The organism is Staphylococcus sp. HMSC069D12, assembly GCF_001810405.1.
GTDB classification, from domain to species: domain Bacteria; phylum Bacillota; class Bacilli; order Staphylococcales; family Staphylococcaceae; genus Staphylococcus; species Staphylococcus haemolyticus.
In genome coordinates this window covers 33,178-56,404 of sequence record NZ_KV801097.1, presented here as the reverse complement: position 1 = coordinate 56,404, position 23,227 = coordinate 33,178, and the positions used below count along the sequence as shown (strand labels likewise).

The following is a 23,227-nucleotide window of genomic DNA, read 5'->3' as shown; positions in this document are numbered from 1 at the left end:
TTTTTTTAGAATAGAAATTTGACGACATAAGTATTGTCATTTAGTATTTTAATAGTTGCAAATTAGAAATGGAGGGTTATGCATTGTCTTATAAGAATGAGGCGTACTTTAAAGATGTACTGATTAATGAAGTGTTTTATGTTGCTAACAAAAATAAAAAACTGGTCAGACTAAATAGTAATAACCAAGATTATGTTGGCGTTTGGACTCAAGAAGGACAAGCGGAAGACTATTTAAAACATGCGTCAATCGATTATGACCGTGTGCTAAAAATTGATATTGATACATTCGTTACATATGAATTGGATGACTTATTTGATGAGGATGATCAAGTTATCATTAATCAAACATCACAAGAAACTGGTCAAATTGTAAAAGTCGTTAAAATGACTGATGAATTAATGTCAGAGTTGGATAAAATTCGTATTAAAGAATTTGTAAAGGATGTTGCCAAAGAAGACCAAGTATTTGGTTTATCAAAACATGGCGAAAATCACTTTATATTGATTAGTGATGATAGTGAAGACAAACCTCAAATCATGCCGGTTTGGAGCTTGAAAAATAGAGCACTCAAAGTTCGTGATGAAGATTTTGAGGAATGTGAATTAATTGAAATTGAAGGTAGTGTATTTAGTGATTGGTTAGATAAGTTGCGTGATAATGACCAAGCTGTCGCAATTGATTTGAAACCTGGTGTGGTAGGCACAGTCATTTCTGCACAAAAATTATCAAATGAATTAACTTTTTAATTTGAAGCACGTAACATTTAGTGAAATCTTGTCTTTATATATACATTATTAAATAGTCGATGTTAAATATGTCGATGCAGTTAAGAATTAGATAAATTGTAGAGGGAGCAGACAGAATTAATATTTTTCAAAATTTATTTGTTGTATCCCCAGCTAGCTTAGCTTGTATAATTTCTTTAGGAAATTTTCTTTGCTGGGGCCCGTCTGCCATGCAAGGTTACTAGAATTAAAAAGCTTGTTACAAGTGCGCTTTTTAATTCAGTCAACTACTGCCAATATATATTTGTAGCCTGAGGCATTGAATTATGTCCCAGGCTCTTTTCAATAATAAGTATTTAATTTAAATAAATTGCGCCAAGTGCTCCTGAAAAAGCACCATTCTCAATGTAATATGGTTTGAAACCACGTAATACCGTATAATCTTCAATTACTTCACGTAAAAGTGGATTATTGTTGAAAGAAGACCCGATATATGCAACATTCTCAGTTTTATTTTCACGAGCAACGGTTATGGCCATAGTAGTTATTACTTCACCAACAACTCCAACCACTGATGCTAATTTATTAGCAGGTGAAAAATCTACGTCTAAATTATGTAAGACGTTTCCAAAGTTAGCAGCTGTTAATTCACCTGGAATAGGTGGTTCGGTATCTTTGTAAATATGCTTAACTTTAAGATCAATCGTATCTCTATCTCCAGATTGAGCTAGATTTGTAAGTACTTCATAATCTGTAATTTGTGATAATAAGTATCCCAGTCCTTGAATCATACCTCCACCAGTACCTACACCGCCTACACGACGTTGTTGTTTGCCATCGAAATAATGTAACGAAGTGCCTGTACCGACATTAGCGAATATATATTCGTCAATATGATGACCTTGCTCTTTAAGAAGCATACCCAAACCTTTGGATGATGCATCGAATTCAACAAATATAGTTGCATCCACATTTAAACTTTCAGCAATAACGCCTGCATTCCCGCCAGTAAGACTGATTGATTCAAAAGTGTTTGCGTTTAACCATGCAATTACTTCTGAAATGTTTGTAGTAAGTTTTGTTTCATACGAACGTCCTTGTTGAGATTCTTGGACGATTTTTATTAGCGTACCACCGGCATCTATACCGACTTTCATTCTAGTTCACCTCGTGATTTTATATGTCATATTTATAGTAAAGCAAATTAGCTAAATTTCAATAGATTATTTTTAAATTGTAAAAATTTAAAACAATTGTACCTAACTTAAAGTAGATTTTATTTTGATAAGTGTAAAAAAACAATTATAATAAAATTGATTAATTAAAAGAGGCATAGGGGTTAGTGGTTATGACTATAAAAAAACAGTTTGAAAATATAACGATTCAAGAATTTGAAGAAAAGTATAGACAGGATGTAGTTAACTTTGAATTAAGTGAGAGACAACAAATATACTCATCCTTACCGAAATCAGTTCTAGATGATGCTCTTTCAGATTCAAATAGAGTGGCTAATATAGCTATTAATGAGTATGGTGATGTTGTTGGTTTCTTTGTATTACATCAATATTATCAACATGAAGGGTATGATACACCTGAGAATGTTGTATATGTAAGATCATTATCAATTAATGAGAAGTTTCAAGGAAATGGCTATGGAACTACGATGATGATGTATTTACCTCAATATGTACAAGATTTATTCCCTGATTTCAATCACTTGTATCTGGTTGTCGATGCTGAAAATAAAGGGGCTTGGAATGTGTATGAACGTGCTGGTTTTATGCACACTGCTACTAAAGAAGAAGGTCCTATTGGTAAAGAACGGTTATATTATTTGGACTTAGATTCAAAACATGTGTCTTCACTACGATTAACTGAAAATGAAGCATCAAGCATTTCATCTTATAGTGTTGTTGATTTACTAAAAGATAACCAAAAAGTAGGTTTTATAGCACTTGAACAAACGGATAATCGAATTGATATTGTGGCTATTGAAGTGTATAAAGAACAACGAAAAGAAGGTATCGCTGAAAGTGCATTAAGACAAATTCCTACATATGTACGAAAGCATTTCAAACAAGCTAAAACGATTATGATTACGTTATTTGGTGAAAACAATGAATTAAAATCATTATGTGTAAATAGTGGTTTCGTAGAAATTGATCAGTCAGATGATTTAGTTATTTTCGAGAAATATGTAAATTACTGAGATAATCGTAATTGCGAAATCGTGTATTGTCATTTATAATTTATTTTTGTTACTATTAATTAATGAAATCTAACGACATAATTAAAAAATTCTTCGAAAGGAAGATTAGCTATAATGAAAATCCAAGATTATACTAAAGAAATGGTTGATGAAAAGTCATTTATAGATATGGCTTATACGTTATTAAATGATAAAGGTGCAACGATGAATTTATACGATATCATCGATGAATTCAAAGATTTAGGTGGTTATGAATTTGAAGAGATTGAAAATCGTGTAGTTCAGTTCTATACAGACTTAAATACAGATGGACGTTTCTTAAACATTGGTGAAAATCAATGGGGATTACGTGATTGGTATTCTGTAGACGATATTGAAGAAAAAATCGCACCTACAATTCAAAAATTCGATATTCTTGATGATGAAGATGAAGAAGATAAAAATCTTAAATTATTGGGTGATGACGAAATGGATGACGACGATGACATTCCTGCCCAAACGGATGATCAAGAAACTTTAGACGACCATGAAGATGAACAAGTAGAAGACGAGATTAGTGAATCAGATTTAGTAATTGAAGATGACGAAGATGATGAACTCGACGAAGAAGACGAGGACGAATTCGAAGACTAAGAAGATTTTAAAACTAAATTTTAGTTTTAATTGACTTTTACTTAAAAAATGATAGAATTTTATTCGGGCTCCTTTAAATAGGACACGTGTATTAATCATATACGCTCCCCTTACAGATATGTGAGAGGGAGCGATTTTTTTATTTTTCAAAAGTGATTATTTAAAAAGAATAAATAGGTAAGGAAGCATCCCTTTATAAATTAGGAGGTCAGGAAATGACAAAATTTATTTTTGTAACGGGCGGAGTAGTATCATCATTAGGAAAAGGTATCACAGCCGCTTCTCTAGGTAGATTGTTAAAAGATAGAGGCTTAAAAGTAACAATTCAAAAATTTGATCCATATTTAAATGTTGACCCAGGAACTATGAGTCCGTATCAACATGGAGAAGTATTTGTTACAGATGATGGTGCTGAAACTGACTTAGATTTAGGACACTATGAGCGTTTTATTGATATTAATTTAAATAAATATTCAAATGTTACAGCTGGGAAAGTTTATTCACATGTACTCAAGAAAGAACGTCGTGGTGATTATTTAGGTGGAACAGTTCAAGTTATTCCACATATTACTAATGAAATTAAAGAACGTTTACTACTTGCTGGTGAGAGTACAAACGCAGATGTAGTTATTACTGAAATCGGTGGTACAACTGGTGACATTGAATCACTTCCATTTATCGAAGCAATTAGACAGATTAGAAGTGATTTAGGCCGTGAAAACGTAATGTATGTACATTGTACATTGCTTCCATACATTAAAGCTGCTGGTGAAATGAAAACAAAACCAACACAACACAGTGTTAAGGAACTACGTGGTTTAGGTATTCAGCCGGATTTAATTGTAGTGCGTACAGAATATGAAATGACACAAGATTTAAAAGATAAAATTGCATTATTCTGTGATATTAATAAAGAGAGCGTTATAGAATGTAGAGACGCATCATCTTTATATGAAATTCCATTACAATTAAGTGCACAGGATATGGATGACATTGTCATCAAGCGATTAGATTTAGATGCTAAATATGAAACGCAATTAGATGAATGGCAATATTTACTAGATACCGTTAATTCACTTGATGGTACAATCACGATTGGATTAGTAGGTAAATATGTTAGCTTACAAGATGCATACTTATCTGTTGTAGAGTCATTGAAACATGCTGGCTACCCATTGAAGAAAGACGTTGTAGTTAAGTGGATTGATTCTGGCGAAGTTAATGATAATAATGTTGAAGACTATTTAAAAGATGTAGATGGTATTCTTGTACCAGGTGGATTTGGATTTAGAGCAAGCGAGGGTAAAATTGCTGCAATTAAATACGCTCGTGAAAATAATGTTCCATACTTTGGTATTTGCTTAGGTATGCAATTAGCGACTGTTGAGTTTGCACGTAATGTACTAGGTTTAGAGGGAGCACACTCAGCAGAACTTGATCCTAGCACACCTTATCCAATTATTGATTTATTACCTGAGCAAAAGGATATTGAAGATTTAGGTGGCACGTTACGTTTAGGATTATATCCATGTAAAATTAAAGAAAACACATTGGCACATCAAATTTATGACGCAATAAATATTGAAGAAAGACACCGCCATAGATATGAATTTAATAATGAATTTAGAGAACAATTAGAAGCCAATGGTATGGTGTTCTCTGGTACTAGTCCAGATGGTCGATTAGTAGAAATGGTAGAAATTCCAGAGAATGACTTCTATATCGCATGTCAATTCCATCCTGAATTCTTATCAAGACCTAACAGACCTCAACCTATTTTCAAATCGTTTGTAGAAGCGGCTTATAAACATCAAAATAAATAATATAATAAATCAACCCTTACGTACTGAAATGGTGACGTAAGGGTTGATTTTATAATGAATGACATCACAACTCTAAATCTCGTGTCATTTCAATCATTTGAGTGTAAATTTCATAATATATGTAATTAAAAGATATCGTATGAGGTTGAACAACTTTATCATAATCCTCAGTATAAACAATTGGTCTAGGGGTAGCTAGATTGATGAAATGTATAAAGTGTTCTGGTATTTCTGAATCTTTGGGTCGATTACAAATTAAGACAACATCTATATCGTTATCTACTAATGTTTGTAAATCTTTAGCTACTTCTTCAGTGTAAAATGGTGAAAAGAGTAACACGCGATCTGTTGAATCTATATCATCAAATGTTGTGAGCGTGGATAATAATTTACTAGATTTAAGGTGCTCTTCACTTTCTATAACGAAAGGCTCGAAAAATTTCAAATCGCCATAGCCTTTAATGTATACATAACCTTCGCCACCGATTGCTTGTATTAGACATTGAGCAGCCATTTGAATATCTAAAGCTTGATCTTCTAACCGATTAAATATACCCGTTAATTGAGTTTGTAATATTTTAGACATGTTGTTCCTCCGTTTCATATGTATTGTAAATAAACTCAAACTTATGTGCAATAAAACCGTTCATATATTGAATTATTAATAATTTAGTATTTAATAGTAAAAGTTTATTTTAAATCAAGCATGCATTCACATGCAATTCAAAAAAATATCTGATATAATGATTTTAAAAATTGTGCAGTTGCACACAAGGAGGAACTTTCATGCCATTAGTTTCAATGAAAGAAATGTTAATCGATGCAAAAGAAAATGGTTATGCGGTTGGTCAATACAACTTAAATAACTTAGAATTTACACAAGCTATTTTAGAAGCTTCACAAGAAGAGAACGCGCCAGTTATCTTAGGTGTTTCAGAAGGTGCTGCACGTTATATGAGTGGTTTCTATACAGTAGTTAAAATGGTTGAAGGTTTAATTCATGACTTAAACATTACTGTACCTGTAGCTATTCACTTAGACCATGGTTCAAGCTTTGAAAAATGTAAAGAAGCGATTGATGCTGGATTCACTTCAGTAATGATCGATGCTTCTCATAGTCCTTTTGAAGAAAATATCGAAATCACTTCAAAAGTTGTAGAGTATGCTCATCAACATGGTGTATCAGTAGAAGCTGAATTAGGAACAGTTGGTGGACAAGAAGATGATGTTGTAGGTGGCATTATTTATGCTGATCCTAAAGAATGTCAAGAATTAGTTGAAAGAACTGGCATTGATACTTTAGCTCCAGCATTAGGTTCAGTTCACGGGCCATATAAAGGTGAACCTAAATTAGGATTCAAAGAAATGGAAGAAATTGGTGCATCAACTGGTTTACCATTAGTTTTACATGGTGGTACTGGTATACCAACTAAAGACATTCAAAAAGCAATCCCTTATGGTACTGCTAAAATTAATGTTAATACTGAAAACCAAATTGCTTCAGCTAAAGCAGTAAGAGAAGTTTTAAATAATGATCAAGATGTATATGATCCACGTAAATATTTAGGACCTGCTCGTGAAGCGATTAAAGAAACAGTTAAAGGTAAAATTAGAGAATTTGGTACATCTAATCGTGCTAAATAAATAATTTAATTGAAGATGTTTTGAAATAGGAGTGAAACGTTAAGTCGTTTCACTCTTTTTCTTTATAATTTGAGTATTCATATTTAAATATTTTTCAAAAATGATTTATAATATTTGTACATATAATTCTCGAATTAGTTTTATAAAGTTTGAATCGATAATTTTAATAATTGCAATTATCAATAAATCGTAATAATTTATGTTTTACAAATAAAGAATATGTATTTTATAATGTTACTAATGTATTATTTTAAATAAATGAGAAACAAAGGAGATAAACTTATGACTCAAGAGGTAATAAAAATTCGCGGTGGTCAAACACTAAAGGGAGACGTTACGATAAGTGGTGCCAAAAATAGTGCGGTAGCAATTATCCCAGCAACATTATTAGCTCAAGGCCAAGTTAAATTAGATGGCTTACCACAAATTTCCGATGTAGAGACGCTAGTTAGTTTATTGGAAGATTTAAATATTAAAGCCCATTTAAATGGAAAAACTTTAGAAGTAGATACTTCAAAAATTGAAAATGCACCACTGCCTAACAATAAAGTTGAATCTCTTAGAGCATCTTATTACATGATGGGAGCAATGTTAGGGCGTTTTAAAAAATGTGTAATAGGTTTACCTGGTGGTTGTCCATTAGGGCCACGTCCAATTGATCAACATATTAAAGGTTTTAAAGCATTAGGAGCAGAAATAGATGAATCAAATGATACATCTATTAAAATAGAAGCTAAAGAACTACATGGTGCTAATATCTTCTTAGATATGGTTAGTGTAGGCGCAACAATCAACATTATGTTGGCAGCTGTTCATGCAACTGGTCAAACAGTCATTGAAAATGCAGCTAAAGAACCTGAAGTTGTAGATGTTGCTAATTTCTTGAATAGTCTTGGCGCAGATATTAAAGGGGCAGGGACAAGTACGTTAAAAATTAATGGTGTTGATAGCTTACATGGTTCTGAATACCAAATTATCCCTGATCGTATTGAAGCAGGGACGTACATGTGTATAGCGGCAGCAGTTGGAGAAGAAATTACTATTAATAATATTGTTCCAAAACATGTTGAAGCACTTACTGTTAAATTAAAAGAACTTGGTGTAGACATCCAAGTAGATGGTGATGCTGAAAAAGCAATCATAAAACGCAAATCATCTTATAAAAATGTAGATATTAAAACTTTAGTATACCCTGGGTTTGCAACAGATTTACAACAACCAATCACGCCTTTATTATTTATGGCAGATGGCCCTTCATTTGTAACAGAAACAATATATCCTGCACGTTTTAAACATGTCGATGAGTTAAAAAACATGGATGCTAATATTGAAGCCGATATGGAAACTGGAACTGCTACAATTAAACCATCATCACTTAATGGTGCTAAAGTATATGCAAGTGATTTGCGTGCAGGTGCATGTTTAATTATTGCAGGTCTTTTAGCTGAAGGCGTTACTACAATTTATAACGTTAGACATATTTATAGAGGCTATACTGACATTGTTAAGCATTTAAAAGAATTAGGTGCAAATATTTGGACTGAAGAAGTCTAAAGGTATTGATAAGTAAATATTGACAGTTTCAACTCTCGACATATTAGCTTTTTCTGGTATAATAATTATATTAGATACTAATAAGATTTTGGTTTATAGATATCATTAAAGCCTATACAATGTTTATATTTATAAGCGATTTTTAGTACCTACAATCTAAAGAAGTTTTGAATAGAGGTGAAGACAATGGAAATCTGTCCATATCTTGAAGAAACCTTTAAAATTGTTGGTAGAAGTTGGAACGGTTTAATCATTAATTATCTATCACGATGCACTGATTATACTGCGCACTTTTCCGATATGAAAAGGGATTTAAAGACCATTACACCACGTGCATTAAGTATTAAATTAACTGATTTAGGTGAATGGGGATTAGTTGAAAAGAAAGTAGTCTCAACTAGTCCAGTTTCAATCATTTATGAATTGACTGATAAAGGTAAAGCTTTAGCAGAAGCTTTAAAACCCATTGAAAAATGGGCTCAAGAACATGTAACACTTGAAGAAGAAGTTAAATCTAAATAATATAACAAAGAGTTTTGTGCTTTATATTGAATGAATAATCACTTTTATAATTGTTCATCATTGCTAGGTGCAAAACTCTTTTGTTATTTCATACTAAGATGGTATGTTTAATTTTCAATGAAAAAAGGTATAAAAATGACATAATGATTCTTAAGGAGTGAAGAATTTATGAGAAATTATACTCAACAATATATAAATGGCGAATGGATTGATAGCGATAGTAATGAAACGATTGAAGTAATCAATCCAGCAACTGAAGAAGTTATTGGTAAAGTAGCTAAAGGTAATGCTAATGATGTGGAAAAAGCAGTAGAAGCTGCAAATAACGTTTATTTAGAATTTCGTCATAGTTCAGTGAAAGAAAGAAAAGAACTACTAGATAAAATTGTAGAAGAATATAAAAATAGAAAACAAGATATTGTAGAAGCCATAACGGATGAATTAGGTGCACCTTTAACAGTATCTGAGAATGTCCACTACCAAATGGGACTAAATCATTTTGAAGAGGCAAGTAGAGCACTAGATTCATTCGAATTTGAAGAAAGACGTGGAGATGCATTAGTTATTAAAGAGGCAATTGGTGTTTCAGGCCTAGTAACACCTTGGAATTTCCCAACTAATCAAACTTCATTGAAATTAGCAGCCGCTTTTGCAGCAGGTAGTCCTGTTGTTCTAAAACCTTCAGAAGAAACACCATTTGCTGCAGTCATTTTAGCTGAAATATTTGATAAAGTAGGCGTACCAAAAGGTGTATTTAATCTTGTTAATGGTGACGGTGAAGGTGTAGGTAATCCACTAAGTGAACATCCAAAAGTTAGAATGATGTCATTTACTGGTTCAGGACGCACAGGTTCAAAAATAATGGAAAAAGCTTCTAAGGATTTCAAAAAAGTATCACTTGAATTAGGCGGTAAATCGCCTTATATCGTATTAGATGATGTTGATGTTAAAGAAGCAGCGAAAGCAACTACTGGCAAAGTAGTTAATAACACAGGTCAAGTATGTACTGCAGGTACTCGTATTTTAATTCCTGAAAGCAAAAAAGAAGACTTATTAACTGCACTTAAAGAAGAATTTAGTAAAGTTAAAGTTGGAAATCCACGAGAAGAAGGTACTCAAGTTGGACCGATTATTAGTAAGAAACAATTTGATACAGTCCAATCATATATTGATAAAGGTATTGAAGAAGGTGCAGAGTTATTCTACGGTGGTCCTGGTAAACCTGAAGGATTAAATACTGGTTATTTCGCGAGACCAACTATTTTTATCAATGTAGACAATGACATGACAATTGCTCAAGAAGAAATCTTTGGACCAGTTGCTTCTGTAATCACATATAATGATTTAGATGAAGCAATCAAAATTGCTAATGATACTAAATATGGATTAGCAGGATATGTAATAGGTAAAGATAAAGAAACACTTCAAAAAGTAGCTCGTTCAATTGAAGCAGGTAGAATTGAAATCAATGAAGCTGGAAACCAACCAGATTTACCATTTGGTGGATATAAACAATCTGGAATTGGTCGTGAGTGGGGCGATTATGGTATAGAAGAGTTCTTAGAAGTGAAATCAATTGCTGGTTATTTCAGTTAATTTAAAAAATTAATTTATATATTATTTGTATCAGTTCATGGAATATTTTTAGTTCCATGAGCTGTTTTATTTTTAGAAATTTAATAAAATCGTTTTGTATTTAAATTGAAAATTTGCTATATTAATTCTAGTATTCAAGACTTTAAATATTATTTTATGAGATATCCTAAATAGACTTAGTGAGTTCTTGAAATGAAACTATTTAAAATATCTCTTTTCTAATCAAATTGAAGTCTTTATAAATATATAAGAAATGGGTGCAATTTATGCCTGAAAAAGTACGTACATCTCCACAGTATGAGTCGTTTCATGAATTGTATAAAAATTACACAACGAAAGAATTAACACAAAAAGCAAAAACATTAAAACTTACTAATTATAGTAAATTGAATAAGAGTGAATTAGTTTTAGCTATCATGGAAGCCCAAATGGAAAAAGATGGTAACTATTACATGGAGGGTGTCTTAGATGATATCCAGCCTGATGGTTATGGGTTCCTAAGAACAGTCAACTATTCAAAAGGTGAAAAAGATATTTATATATCTGCAAGTCAAATACGACGTTTCGAAATTAAACGTGGTGATAAAGTAACCGGAAAAGTTCGTAAACCTAAAGATAATGAAAAATATTATGGTTTATTGCAAGTTGACTTTGTTAATGATGAGAATGCTGAAGTTGTAAAAAAACGCCCTCACTTTCAAGCTTTAACGCCTCTCTATCCTGAGGAAAGAATCGTTTTAGAAACAGATCCCCAAAATTATTCAACACGTATAATGGATTTAGTTACGCCTATTGGTCTAGGTCAACGTGGACTTATTGTTGCACCTCCTAAAGCGGGTAAAACGTCTTTATTAAAAGAAATTGCAAATGCGATTAGTAAAAATAAACCTGATGCAAAATTATTTATTTTATTAGTTGGGGAACGTCCAGAAGAAGTAACTGATATTGAAAGATCCGTTGAATCTGCTGAAGTAGTGCACTCGACTTTTGATGAGCCACCAGAACACCATGTTAAAGTAGCTGAATTATTACTAGAACGTGCTAAACGATTAGTTGAGATTGGTCAAGATGTTATTATTCTGATGGACTCAATTACTCGATTGGCAAGAGCGTATAACTTAGTTATACCGCCAAGTGGAAGAACATTATCAGGTGGTCTTGATCCTGCTTCATTACACAAACCTAAAGCATTCTTTGGTGCTGCGCGTAACATTGAAGCAGGAGGAAGTTTAACGATATTAGCCACTGCATTAGTTGAAACAGGATCACGCATGGATGATATGATTTATGAAGAATTCAAAGGAACAGGAAATATGGAACTTCATCTTGATCGTAAATTATCTGAACGTCGAATTTTCCCTGCTATTGATATTGGAAGAAGTTCTACGCGCAAAGAAGAATTACTAATTAGTAAATCTGAACTTGATTCACTATGGCAGTTAAGAAACATGTTTACAGACTCTACAGATTTCACAGAAAGATTTATTAGAAAATTAAAACGTTCTAAAAGTAATAAAGAATTTTTCCAACAGTTGCAAAAGGCTGCTGAAGAAAGTACAAAAACAGGAAAACCGATTATTTAACGAATGTCTGTTTGAGGGTTGCGTTTTAATCTAATAACTATTATAATTACCAAGTATTGGGTAAAAAAACTCACAAATAACTCTGTTCCAGATGGTTCAGGGCAAAGGAGCTGAAAATTAATGAGACAAGGAATCCATCCTGATTATCACAAAGTTATCTTTTTAGATACAACTACTAACTTTAAATTTTTAAGTGGTTCAACTAAAACATCTTCAGAAACAATGGAATGGGAAGATGGCAATGAATACCCAGTTATTCGTTTAGATGTATCTTCTGATTCACACCCATTCTACACAGGACGTCAAAAATTCGCTGCTGCGGATGGTCGTGTGGAACGTTTCAACAAAAAGTTTGGTCTCAAATCAAACAACAACTAATTATAAGTTTAAACTGTCTGCCTAATCTATTTTATATAGAAATGCGTAGACAGTTTTTTTAAATTTAAGTAGTATTTAAAGTGATATTTATAATACATGGAAATATGATATAATTAAGCGATTATGTTTTTGTAAAAGGTGGAACTTATAATGTATGAAACTTACCATTCCGGTTGGATTGAATGCATTACTGGAAGTATGTTTAGCGGTAAGTCAGAAGAACTAATTCGTAGACTAAGAAGAGGGATATACGCTAAACAAAAAGTAGTAGTGTTTAAACCAGCGATTGATGATCGTTATCATAAAGAAAAAGTTGTTTCTCATGACGGTAATGAATTAGAAGCAATTAATATTTCTACTTCAAGAGATATATTATTACAGGATTTGTCTCATGTTGATGTCATTGGTATTGATGAGATTCAATTTTTCGATAAAGAAATTGTAAATATAGTGGAGAAGCTTGCTGAAAATGGCCATCGAGTAGTGGTTGCAGGCTTAGATATGGATTTCAGAGGGGAACCATTCGAACCCATGCCACAAATCATGGCGGTAAGTGAACAAGTTACTAAATTACAGGCTGTATGTGCAGTATGTGGTTCATCATCAAGTAGAACACAACGCTTAATCGATGGACAGCCAGCTAAAGTAGATGATCCTATCATTTTAGTTGGGGCAAATGAAAGTTATGAACCGAGATGTCGTGCACATCATATCGTAGCACCAAGTACAAGTGACGAGGAGGAAATGTAGTGTTTGATCAATTAGATATCGTTGAAGAAAGATATGAACAACTCAATGAAATGTTAAGTGACCCTGAGATTGTTAATGATTCAGATAAGTTACGTAAATATTCAAAAGAACAAGCTGATTTACAAAAAACAGTTGATGTATATAGAGATTATAAAAGTAAAAAAGAAGAAATTGCTGAAATTGATGAAATGTTAAATGAAACAGAAGATAAAGAAGAAATTGAAATGTTGAAAGAGGAAAGTGCTAGTTTGAAAAGTGCGATTCCTGAGTTGGAAGAACAACTTAAATTTTTATTAATTCCAAAAGACCCTAATGATGAGAAAGACGTTATCGTTGAAATCAGAGCAGCAGCAGGTGGGGATGAAGCGGCAATCTTCGCTGGCGATTTACTAAGAATGTATAGTAAGTATGCAGAATCTCAAAACTTTAAAACTGAAATTGTTGAAGCGGCTGAAAGTGACCATGGTGGTTATAAAGAAATTAGTTTCTCAGTTTCAGGTAGCGGTGCTTATAGTAAATTAAAATTTGAAAATGGTGCACACCGAGTTCAACGTGTACCTGAAACAGAATCAGGCGGACGAATTCATACTTCAACAGCGACAGTTGCTGTTCTTCCTGAAGTTGAAGATGTTGAGATTGAAATCCGAAATGAAGATTTGAAAATAGACACCTATCGCTCAAGTGGTGCTGGTGGTCAGCACGTTAATACAACTGACTCAGCTGTTCGTATCACTCACTTACCTACTGGTGTTATTGCAACTTCTTCTGAAAAATCTCAAATTCAAAACCGTGAAAAAGCGTTGAAAGTTTTAAAAGCACGTTTATATGATATGAAATTACAGGAAGAACAACAAAAATATGCAGCACAACGTAAATCAGCAGTGGGTACAGGAGATAGATCTGAAAGAGTTAGAACATATAACTATCCTCAAAGCCGTGTAACTGACCATAGAATAGGATTAACTTTACAAAAGTTAGATCAAATTATGGAAGGTAAATTAGATGAAATTATTGATGCATTAACTTTATCTGAACAAACTGAGAAATTGAAAGAACTAAACAATGGTGAACTTTAAAGAACAATTAGATTATGCGATTAAACAAGCTGTAGATAAGGGTTATGAACAATCGAGAGCAGAATGGTTGATGCTTGATTTGTTTGGGTGGTCAAGAACTGATTATTTAATTCACATGTATGATGACATGTCAAAAGCAGAAGAAATCAAGTTTTCACTTGCGACTGAACGGATGCTTTTAGGTGAACCTATACAATATATTGTTGGTTTTCAATCTTTCTATGGCTATCAATTTCAAGTTAATGAAAATTGTTTAATTCCACGTCCTGAAACGGAGGAAGTGATGTTGCATTTTCTTGAAAATTGTAAATCAAGTGCTACAATCGCTGATATTGGAACTGGCAGTGGTGTTTTAGCTGTTACTTTGAAAAAGTTAAATAAAGATTTCACTGTTTATGCAACAGACATTCTCCAAGAGACCTTAGAAGTTGCATCAGATAATGCGCATTATCATGAGGCTGCTGTAACTTTTTTTAAAGGCAATGCATTGAAACCTTTCATACAAAAGAATATAAAATTGGATGGTATTGTTTCTAATCCACCATATATTGATGTAGATGAGATAGAAATGATGGAGAACACAGTTGTTAAGTATGAACCTCATATAGCATTGTTTGCAGAGAATAAGGGTTTCGCTATTTATGAATTAATCCTTAATGATTTGCCTAAAGTTTTAAATAAAGATGCTTTTGTCACCTTTGAAATTGGTTATAACCAGGGTGAAAGGTTAAAAAATATTATTTTAGAAAAGTATCCAAAACTTGATGTTAAAGTTGTTAAAGATATAAATGGTAATGAAAGAATAGTGTCATTTAAATGGTAAAACTCAAAGTTACTTATCTGATAAAATTTAGATGAGTAACTTTTCATATATATGAATAAAACAATAATGAAGGAGTGAGCTTGATGAAAACTGAGATATGGGATATGCGTGATTATCAAGAATCGCCATTGGATTATCCAGAATTGGAAAATATAAAACAGGTATATAATGATGGTGGGTTAATTGCAATTCCAACAGAGACTGTTTACGGATTGGGTGCAGATGCTCGAAACCAACATGCAGTTTCAAACATATATCAAGCCAAAGGACGTCCTTCTGACAATCCATTAATTGTCCATATACATGATTTATCTCAGCTTGATCAAATTATTTCTCATTTGCCTGAAGAAGCCAAATGTTTGATGGATGAATTTTGGCCTGGACCTATTTCATTTATTTTACCTTTAAGACAGGGTTATCTTTGTGAGAAAGTAACAGGTGGTTTACAATCAATTGCGGTAAGAATGCCTAGTCATCCAATAGGAAGAGCTATACTTCAATACATTGATATGCCTATCGCTGCCCCTAGTGCTAATGTAAGTGGCCGACCTTCTCCTACAACCTTTCAACACGTTTTTAATGATTTAAATGGCAAAATTGACGGTATAGTCAATGGTGATCAAAGTGAAGAAGGATTAGAAAGCACCGTGATAGATTGTACACAGTTTCCTTTCAGAATAGCAAGACCAGGATCAATAACACAAGCAATGCTCAATGATGTTTTACCAGGAAGTGTTGAGAATTATCATTATGACGCCAATAGCCAACCAATAGCACCTGGAATGAAGTATAAGCACTATGCCCCTGATATACCAGTAACGATGTTAACGCATCTTAGTGAACCTATCAAAACAATTAAAGAATGGAGTAATACAGCTTTTATTTTACCGGAAACTTTGAAGCAGTATGCTCCAAGAGATGCATTATTCATTAAACTTTGTAAAGATGAAAAAGATATAAGACAAGCTAATCATAATTTGTATCAAATACTTCATAGTATTGATGAAAATCCATCAATAGATCAAGCATATATTTATGCTTTTGATAAAACAGATGAATCTGAAGCAATTATGAATCGGATTATTAAAGCTACAGGTAATCACATTGTTAGAGGTGAGAACTTATGAGAATAACATTTGTATGTACTGGAAACACTTGCCGAAGTCCAATAGCCGAAAGTATCGCGAAGAAAATGTTTGTAGATGACACAATTAATTCTAGAGGACTGTTCGCGATTAACGGTCAATCCGTATCACCAGAGTCATTAGAAGTCATTATGGAGCATAATTTTCCTGAACCGACTGTAGCTAAGCAATTTAGTGAGAAAGATTTGAATAGTGACTTAATTTTAACGATGACAGATATGCATAAACAACAACTGGTTTCTCATTATGGTGACAATGGTCGCATTTATCAACTCAGTGAATATGTTGGAGAAATAGGTGACATTGTTGATCCTTTTGGTGGTAGCATAGATACTTACCGTCAAACGTTTGAACAACTTCTGTATTTGATAGGTAAGTTACGTACAAATTCATAAGCCAAATATTATACAATTAGTATATGTTAAGCTTTAAATAAGTTATAATGAAGAAGTATAGCTAGTTTGCTATGCTTCTTTTTAATTATGTATTTAAGGTGGAGATTTCAATGCAAGAACTTAAAACTTTGCTTGATGAACTTAAATCGCAATCATTTTTCAATGAAAATGAAATTTGTGTGATAGGATGTTCGACTTCTGAAGTTATAGGACAGAAGATTGGTTCTGTAGGATCAATGGAAGTTGCTGAAGCGATCTTTAATGCATTAGAAGAAGTGAAACAAGATACTGGTGTTTCTTTTGCATTCCAAGGTTGTGAACACATTAATAGAGCAGTCACAATTGAACGTGAAGATTTCAACCCTCTAACTATGGAAGAAGTCACTGTTGTTCCCGATGTTCACGCAGGAGGTAGTCTTGCTACATATGCTTATAAGCATATGAATGACCCAATCGTAGTTGAACATATTTCAGTACCTAAAGGTATTGATATAGGTCAAACATTAATTGGAATGCATATTAAACATGTTTGTGTACCGGTTAGGACAAGTGTCAAACAGGTTGGTGAAGCAATTGTAACGATTGCAACCTCAAGACCTAAGAAAATCGGTGGTGAACGAGCTAAATACGAATAAGCTTGAAAGCGTAGGAGGGGATTTTTATGTCTTATATCCAAAATCAAGATAAAGCTGTCTATGAAGCGATTCAAAATGAATACAATAGACAAAATAACAACATTGAATTAATAGCATCTGAAAATTTTGTATCTGAAGCGATAATGGAAGCACAAGGTTCTGTAATGACTAATAAATATGCTGAAGGCTATCCTGGTCGTCGCTATTATGGTGGTTGTGATTATGTAGACGTTACAGAAATAATTGCTATCGAACGAGCTAAAGCATTATTTGGTGCTGAACATGTAAATGTGCAACCACATTCCGGTTCTCAAGCAAACATGGCAGTTTATCTTGTCGCTCTAGAGATGGGTGATACTGTTTTAGGAATGAATTTAAGTCATGGTGGTCACTTAACACACGGGTCACCAGTTAATTTTAGTGGTAAATTCTATAATTTTGTTGACTATGGTGTAGATAAGGAAACTGAAAAAATTGACTATGAAGTGGTGCGTCAATTAGCACATGAGCATAAACCTAAATTGATAGTTGCAGGTACATCAGCATATTCAAGACAACTGGATTTTAAAAAGTTTAAAGAAATCGCTGATGAAGTTGGTGCTAAATTAATGGTTGATATGGCCCATATCGCTGGTTTAGTAGCAGCAGGTTTACATCCAAATCCTGTTGAACATGCAGACTTTGTAACTACAACTACTCATAAAACTTTACGTGGCCCACGTGGAGGCTTAATTCTTTGTAAAGAAGAGTATAAGAAAGATATTGATAAAACAATATTCCCTGGAATTCAAGGTGGCCCTTTAGAGCATGTCATTGCAGCTAAAGCTGTTGCGTTTGGTGAAGCGCTTGAGCAAGATTTTAAAGTTTATCAAGAACAAGTAATTAAAAACGCTAAAGTACTTTCACAAACATTGCAAGAAGAAGGCTTTAGAATTGTTTCAGGAGGAACTGATAATCATTTACTTTCTGTAGATGTTAAAAATTCAGTTAATGTTACTGGTAAAGAAGCTGAAGCGACTTTAGATTCTATTGGAATAACATGTAATAAAAATACAATCCCATTTGATCAAGAAAAAGCATTCGTAACAAGTGGTATACGTTTAGGTACACCTGCAGCGACTACGAGAGGCTTTGATGAGGAAGCGTTTAAAGAGGTAGGTCGTATTATTAGCTTAGCACTAAAAAATCCTAATAATGATACTAAATTAAAAGAAGCAAGAGAAAGAGTAAGTCGTTTAACTGCTAAATATCCGCTATATGAATAATTTATAAAATTTTGGAGGAAATATAAATGAGTAAAGTACATGTATTTGATCACCCACTAATTCAACACAAATTAAGTTACATCCGTGATATGAATACGGGAACTAAAGAATTTAGAGAACTTGTTGATGAAGTAGGCATGTTAATGGCGTATGAAGTTACTAGAGATTTAGAACTGCAAGATGTAGAAATTAAAACGCCAGTAACAACAATGACTGCAAAAAGATTAGCTGGTAAAAAATTAGCGATCGTTCCAATACTTAGAGCTGGTTTAGGTATGACAGATGGTGTGTTAAATCTAGTACCAGCGGCTAGAGTAGGTCATATTGGTCTATATCGTGATCCTAACACATTAAAAGCAGTAGAATACTTTGCTAAACTTCCACAAGATATTGATGAGAGACAAATCATTGTTGTAGATCCAATGCTAGCAACTGGAGCATCAGCAATTGAAGCCATCAATTCATTAAAGAAACGCGGTGCAAAAAATATTAGATTCATGTGTTTAATTGCAGCACCAGAAGGTGTAGAAAAGATGCAAGAGGCGCATGATGATGTAGATATTTATATTGCAGCATTAGATGAAAAATTAAATGACAAAGCATACATTACGCCTGGTTTAGGTGATGCTGGGGACAGATTATTTGGTACAAAATAGTATTTAGGAGCTTAAAGTATGAAAAAAATTATGACAGTCTTTGGTACTAGACCAGAAGCAATTAAGATGGCACCTTTAGTAAAGGCACTCGAATATGATGCTGAGTTAGAACCAATGATTGTTGTAACTGCTCAGCATCGTGAGATGTTAGATTCAGTATTACATACTTTTAACATTAAGCCACATTATGATTTAAATATTATGAAGGAAGGTCAAACACTTTCCGACATTACCTCAAGAGCTATGACGAAACTTGAAGATGTTATAAAAAAAGAGAAACCAGATATGGTATTAGTTCATGGCGACACAACTACAACATTTTCTGGTGCTCTTGCTGCTTTTTATAATAAAGTTGCTATTGGTCATGTTGAAGCAGGTTTAAGAACGCGACATAAATATGCGCCATTTCCAGAAGAAGTGAATAGGCAAATGGTAAGTAATTTAGCCGATATACATTTTGCACCTACTAAAGGGGCGGCTAATAATCTACTTCAAGAAAACAAGAGTCCTGATTCAATTATTATTACTGGAAATACTGCTATCGACACACTCGAACTAACAATTCAAAAAGAATATACTTCAGATATTATAAGAAAACATCAAGGTAAACGTATTATATTATTAACTGTCCATAGACGAGAAAATGTCGGACAGCCAATGATTGATATTTACAAAGCGATGCGCAAAATTGTGGATGAATATGAAGATATCGTTATTGTGTCTCCTTTACATTTAAATCCTAAAGTAAGAGAACTAGCTTTCGAGTATTTAGGAGAACATGAACGTATAGAATTAATTGAACCACTCGATGTTGTAGATTTTCATAATTTTGCAAATAAAGCATATTTAATTTTGACTGATTCAGGGGGGATTCAAGAAGAAGCCCCTTCATTAAATAAACCTGTTCTTGTTCTAAGAGATGTAACTGAAAGACCAGAAGGTGTAACAGCAGGTACTTTAAAGGTTGTAGGCACTGATTTTGATAATGTTTTTAAATCAACAACAGAAATCTTAGATAATCAAATGATTTATGCTCAAATGGCGCTAACTCAAAATCCTTATGGTGATGGCAATGCATCTTTGAGAATATGTGAGAGTATAAAATATTATTTCGGCTTAACTTCAAAAATGCCAAAGTCTTTCAATTCATAAAATAATCATAATTGTGAACATTTTTTGACAATTAAATAGTTAATTTTTACAACAATTTGAATAGAATTGACACACTATTTACCCTATATTATTATTAAATTTGTATGAGTGGAACGGTTTGCATGGTTGTCATAAGTTAATTTGGAGGAAAAAAATGAGGCGTTTCAGCATCATATTTAAACAATTCATTCAATATTATATTTATTTTCTAATTTTATTGGGTGTATTGTATATCATTATTCCAAAACCTTTTATTCTTGGATTGATAATCGGCACAGTTGGATCTTTAATAAATACCTATATTTTCGAATTATATTTATCTCGGGCAAAACAACCAGATAATATACATATTTCTACAGGCAATACTTGGAGGTACTTAGTCGCTATCATTGCGTGCGTAATATGGTTTTTATTAAAAGTTTATGTCAATATTATTGGAATAATGATAGGTCTTATGTTTTCTTATGTTTTAATCATACTACGCCCTCTACTGCTAAAGAGTTAAAATTTTAAGAACGAAAGAGGTGAGTACATGGATCACAAAAACCCGCTCGTGAGTTGGAATGTGTTTGGTTTTGATCTCGTTTTCAATTTAGCAAGCATCATGATGTTAGTTATTACAGCAATCATTGTTTTTCTTATAGCTATTATTTGTACACGTAATTTAAAGAAAAGACCATCAGGTAAACAAAATTTTATTGAATGGATCTTTGACTTTGTGAGAAGCATCATTGAGAGTAATATGGCTTGGAAAAAAGGTGGTCAGTTTCACTTCTTAGCTGTAACATTGATATTATTTATCTTTGTTGCAAACATGTTAGGGTTACCATTTGCTATAGTGACTAAAGATCATTATCTTTGGTGGAAATCTCCAACAGCAGATGCAACAGTCACATTGACATTGTCAACTATGATGATATTACTTACACACTATTATGGTGTGAAAATGCGTGGTACTAAGGCATACATAGGTAATTACTTCAAACCATTCTGGCCTTTAGCAATTATCAATGTTTTTGAAGAATTCTCTTCAACATTAACACTTGGACTACGTTTATATGGTAATATTTTTGCCGGTGAATTATTACTTTCATTATTAGCCGGTTTAGTTGTAAGTAGTGCTTGGGGTTGGATTATAGGTATTCCAGGCTTAATCGTATGGCAAGGATTCTCAATCTTTGTTGGCTCAATCCAGGCATATATATTTATCATGCTTTCAATGGTTTACATGTCCCACAAAGTAGCGGACACACATTAACTTAAACAAACATTTTAGGAGGAATTATTAATATGGGTTTAATCGCAGCAGCAATTGCAATTGGTTTATCAGCACTAGGCGCAGGTATCGGTAACGGTCTTATCGTTTCAAGAACAGTAGAAGGTGTAGCTCGTCAACCAGAAGCACGTGGACAATTAATGAGTATCATGTTCATCGGTATTGGTTTAGTTGAGGCATTACCTATCATCGGTGTTGTAATCGCATTCATGACTCTTTTCCAATAAGAAAATTTCATGGCGAAGTCACTTGGATCTTCGCCGTTCGTTTTATTTAATGGCAAGTGGTGATTAATTATGAAAGGAGTGTCAAATGCCAGTGAATGCATTAACTAATTCATTCGTTCTAGGTGCAGCAGGTGGTGGAGTTGAATGGGGTACTGTCATTGTAACATTTATCACATTTGCTATATTACTAGCACTACTTAAAAAATTTGCTTGGGGTCCATTAAAAGAAGTAATGGATAAACGTGAACGTGACATCAATAGAGACATTGATGAAGCCGAAGAAGCAAAATTAAATGCACAAAAACTTGAAGAAGAAAACAAAAAGACACTAAAACAAACTCAAGATGAAGTTCAACGTATTTTAGAAGATGCTAGAGTTCAAGCACGTAAACAACACGAAGAAATCATTCATGAAGCAAATATTCGTGCAAACGGTATGATTGAAACTGCTCAAAGTGAAATCAATAGCGAGAAAGAACGTGCATTAGCGGATATTAACAATCAAGTGTCTGAATTATCAGTATTAATTGCTTCTAAAGTACTTCAAAAAGAAATTTCAGAACAAGATCAAAAAGAACTTGTTGATAAGTATTTAAAAGAGGCAGGCGATAAATAATGGCAAATGTAGCAAATAAATACGCTAAAGCATTATTTGACGTAGCTATTGATAAAGACATATTAGATTTAATGTATGACGAATTGAGTGAAGTTAGTGAAGCTACGAGAAACTATGGTGAAGATTTTAGAGCAATTGACTCAAATCCTAACCAACCAGCTTCTGAAAGACGCAAATTTGTTGGTATCATTTTTGGAGATGCTAATTATTATTTGAAAAATATGCTAATGATATTAGCTAATAATCGTCATTTAGTACTTATCAATTCAATTTTTAAAGAATTCAAAAGTTTATATAATGAGTATCATAATGAAGATTCAGCAATTGTTGAATCAGTTTATCAATTAAGTGATGAAGAACTTGATCGCATTAAAGACTTAATTTTAAAACAAACTAATTTATCTCAAGTACATATTACTACGAAAATAAATCCAGAATTAATTGGAGGATTTAGAGTTAAAGTTGGTACTACTGTGCTAGATGGCAGTGTTAAAAAAGATTTAGAACAAATCGAACGCAAATTTAGAAGAGTAAACTAAAA

The 23,227-nt window shown here is 33.0% G+C and carries 26 protein-coding genes; 24 read left to right on the top strand and 2 right to left on the bottom strand.

The genetic code is table 11. The annotated features are described in order from the left end of the window. The first annotated feature begins 83 nt into the window (after positions 1-83). Positions 84-749, top strand: a complete 666-nt coding sequence (locus tag HMPREF2737_RS02750; RefSeq protein WP_037551908.1) for a DUF2750 domain-containing protein — start codon at positions 84-86, stop codon at positions 747-749. Between the two features lie 335 nt (positions 750-1,084). Here the strand turns inward: HMPREF2737_RS02750 and coaW are convergent, their stop codons facing one another. Continuing rightward, on the bottom strand, positions 1,085-1,885 hold the full coding sequence (coaW, locus tag HMPREF2737_RS02745; RefSeq protein ID WP_070650039.1) for a type II pantothenate kinase: 801 nt from the start codon (positions 1,883-1,885) through the stop codon (positions 1,085-1,087). A gap of 191 nt (positions 1,886-2,076) precedes the next feature. Between coaW and HMPREF2737_RS02740 the strand changes: the two genes are divergently transcribed. The 3 genes from HMPREF2737_RS02740 to HMPREF2737_RS02730 all read left to right on the top strand — a co-directional run bounded on the left by HMPREF2737_RS02740 (position 2,077) and on the right by HMPREF2737_RS02730 (position 5,393). Further along, on the top strand, positions 2,077-2,937 hold the full coding sequence (locus HMPREF2737_RS02740) for a GNAT family N-acetyltransferase (protein ID WP_037551913.1): 861 nt from the start codon (positions 2,077-2,079) through the stop codon (positions 2,935-2,937). Positions 2,938-3,051: 114 nt separating this feature from the next. Then, positions 3,052-3,570 carry a DNA-directed RNA polymerase subunit delta gene (rpoE, locus tag HMPREF2737_RS02735; protein WP_037551915.1) on the top strand — a complete coding sequence of 173 codons (519 nt, stop codon included), beginning with the start codon at positions 3,052-3,054 and terminating at the stop codon, positions 3,568-3,570. Positions 3,571-3,785: 215 nt separating this feature from the next. After that, positions 3,786-5,393, top strand: a complete 1,608-nt coding sequence (locus HMPREF2737_RS02730) for a CTP synthase (protein ID WP_037551917.1) — start codon at positions 3,786-3,788, stop codon at positions 5,391-5,393. 64 nt (positions 5,394-5,457) lie between these two features. Here the strand turns inward: HMPREF2737_RS02730 and HMPREF2737_RS02725 are convergent, their stop codons facing one another. Further along, complete coding sequence (locus HMPREF2737_RS02725; RefSeq protein ID WP_037551919.1) at positions 5,458-5,979, bottom strand: DUF2529 family protein; 522 nt, start codon at positions 5,977-5,979, stop codon at positions 5,458-5,460. A 200-nt stretch (positions 5,980-6,179) separates the two neighbouring features. Between HMPREF2737_RS02725 and fdaB the strand changes: the two genes are divergently transcribed. From fdaB to HMPREF2737_RS02625, 20 genes are all read left to right on the top strand, one after another. After that, positions 6,180-7,037 (top strand): class IIb fructose-bisphosphate aldolase FdaB, encoded by an 858-nt coding sequence (gene fdaB / locus HMPREF2737_RS02720; RefSeq protein WP_011275221.1) that lies wholly within the window; start codon positions 6,180-6,182, stop codon positions 7,035-7,037. A gap of 282 nt (positions 7,038-7,319) precedes the next feature. Then, positions 7,320-8,591, top strand: coding sequence for a UDP-N-acetylglucosamine 1-carboxyvinyltransferase (locus tag HMPREF2737_RS02715; protein WP_037551921.1), 1,272 nt, complete (start codon positions 7,320-7,322; stop codon positions 8,589-8,591). Positions 8,592-8,777: 186 nt separating this feature from the next. Then, positions 8,778-9,113, top strand: coding sequence for a winged helix-turn-helix transcriptional regulator (locus HMPREF2737_RS02710; protein WP_011275223.1), 336 nt, complete (start codon positions 8,778-8,780; stop codon positions 9,111-9,113). A gap of 168 nt (positions 9,114-9,281) precedes the next feature. Further along, positions 9,282-10,709: an aldehyde dehydrogenase family protein gene (locus tag HMPREF2737_RS02705; protein ID WP_037551923.1), complete on the top strand. Its 1,428-nt coding sequence runs from the start codon at positions 9,282-9,284 to the stop codon at positions 10,707-10,709. A gap of 266 nt (positions 10,710-10,975) precedes the next feature. Continuing rightward, positions 10,976-12,292 carry a transcription termination factor Rho gene (gene rho / locus HMPREF2737_RS02700; protein WP_011275225.1) on the top strand — a complete coding sequence of 439 codons (1,317 nt, stop codon included), beginning with the start codon at positions 10,976-10,978 and terminating at the stop codon, positions 12,290-12,292. A 120-nt stretch (positions 12,293-12,412) separates the two neighbouring features. Beyond that, positions 12,413-12,670, top strand: coding sequence for a type B 50S ribosomal protein L31 (locus HMPREF2737_RS02695; protein WP_011275226.1), 258 nt, complete (start codon positions 12,413-12,415; stop codon positions 12,668-12,670). A 150-nt stretch (positions 12,671-12,820) separates the two neighbouring features. Continuing rightward, entirely contained in the window at positions 12,821-13,420 is a 600-nt protein-coding gene (locus tag HMPREF2737_RS02690; protein ID WP_011275227.1) for a thymidine kinase, read from the top strand. Continuing rightward, complete coding sequence (gene prfA, locus HMPREF2737_RS02685) at positions 13,420-14,496, top strand: peptide chain release factor 1 (RefSeq protein WP_011275228.1); 1,077 nt, start codon at positions 13,420-13,422, stop codon at positions 14,494-14,496. The genes HMPREF2737_RS02690 and prfA overlap by 1 nt, the downstream gene beginning before the upstream one ends. Beyond that, a complete protein-coding gene (prmC, locus tag HMPREF2737_RS02680; protein WP_037551924.1) occupies positions 14,483-15,319 on the top strand; it encodes a peptide chain release factor N(5)-glutamine methyltransferase in 837 nt (278 codons plus the stop codon). Before prfA ends, prmC begins: the two co-directional genes overlap by 14 nt. An 83-nt stretch (positions 15,320-15,402) precedes the next feature. After that, on the top strand, positions 15,403-16,446 hold the full coding sequence (locus tag HMPREF2737_RS02675; RefSeq protein WP_037551926.1) for an L-threonylcarbamoyladenylate synthase: 1,044 nt from the start codon (positions 15,403-15,405) through the stop codon (positions 16,444-16,446). After that, entirely contained in the window at positions 16,443-16,859 is a 417-nt protein-coding gene (locus HMPREF2737_RS02670) for a low molecular weight protein arginine phosphatase (RefSeq protein WP_037551928.1), read from the top strand. The genes HMPREF2737_RS02675 and HMPREF2737_RS02670 overlap by 4 nt, the downstream gene beginning before the upstream one ends. 110 nt (positions 16,860-16,969) lie before the next feature. Further along, complete coding sequence (locus HMPREF2737_RS02665) at positions 16,970-17,494, top strand: TIGR01440 family protein (protein ID WP_037538819.1); 525 nt, start codon at positions 16,970-16,972, stop codon at positions 17,492-17,494. 26 nt (positions 17,495-17,520) lie between these two features. Continuing rightward, positions 17,521-18,759, top strand: coding sequence for a serine hydroxymethyltransferase (gene glyA / locus HMPREF2737_RS02660; RefSeq protein WP_037551930.1), 1,239 nt, complete (start codon positions 17,521-17,523; stop codon positions 18,757-18,759). Positions 18,760-18,785: 26 nt separating this feature from the next. Then, positions 18,786-19,415, top strand: a complete 630-nt coding sequence (upp, locus tag HMPREF2737_RS02655) for a uracil phosphoribosyltransferase (RefSeq protein ID WP_037551932.1) — start codon at positions 18,786-18,788, stop codon at positions 19,413-19,415. An 18-nt stretch (positions 19,416-19,433) separates the two neighbouring features. Then, complete coding sequence (wecB, locus tag HMPREF2737_RS02650) at positions 19,434-20,567, top strand: non-hydrolyzing UDP-N-acetylglucosamine 2-epimerase (RefSeq protein WP_037551934.1); 1,134 nt, start codon at positions 19,434-19,436, stop codon at positions 20,565-20,567. 154 nt (positions 20,568-20,721) lie between these two features. Next, positions 20,722-21,072: an ATP synthase subunit I gene (locus HMPREF2737_RS02645; protein WP_037551936.1), complete on the top strand. Its 351-nt coding sequence runs from the start codon at positions 20,722-20,724 to the stop codon at positions 21,070-21,072. A 27-nt stretch (positions 21,073-21,099) separates the two neighbouring features. Further along, a complete protein-coding gene (gene atpB, locus HMPREF2737_RS02640; protein WP_011275237.1) occupies positions 21,100-21,825 on the top strand; it encodes a F0F1 ATP synthase subunit A in 726 nt (241 codons plus the stop codon). Between the two features lie 32 nt (positions 21,826-21,857). Continuing rightward, positions 21,858-22,070 carry a F0F1 ATP synthase subunit C gene (gene atpE / locus HMPREF2737_RS02635; protein WP_011275238.1) on the top strand — a complete coding sequence of 71 codons (213 nt, stop codon included), beginning with the start codon at positions 21,858-21,860 and terminating at the stop codon, positions 22,068-22,070. Positions 22,071-22,155: 85 nt separating this feature from the next. Then, positions 22,156-22,686, top strand: coding sequence for a F0F1 ATP synthase subunit B (locus HMPREF2737_RS02630; protein WP_037551939.1), 531 nt, complete (start codon positions 22,156-22,158; stop codon positions 22,684-22,686). Beyond that, positions 22,686-23,225 (top strand): F0F1 ATP synthase subunit delta, encoded by a 540-nt coding sequence (locus HMPREF2737_RS02625; RefSeq protein WP_037551941.1) that lies wholly within the window; start codon positions 22,686-22,688, stop codon positions 23,223-23,225. Before HMPREF2737_RS02630 ends, HMPREF2737_RS02625 begins: the two co-directional genes overlap by 1 nt. Positions 23,226-23,227: the final 2 nt, after the last annotated feature.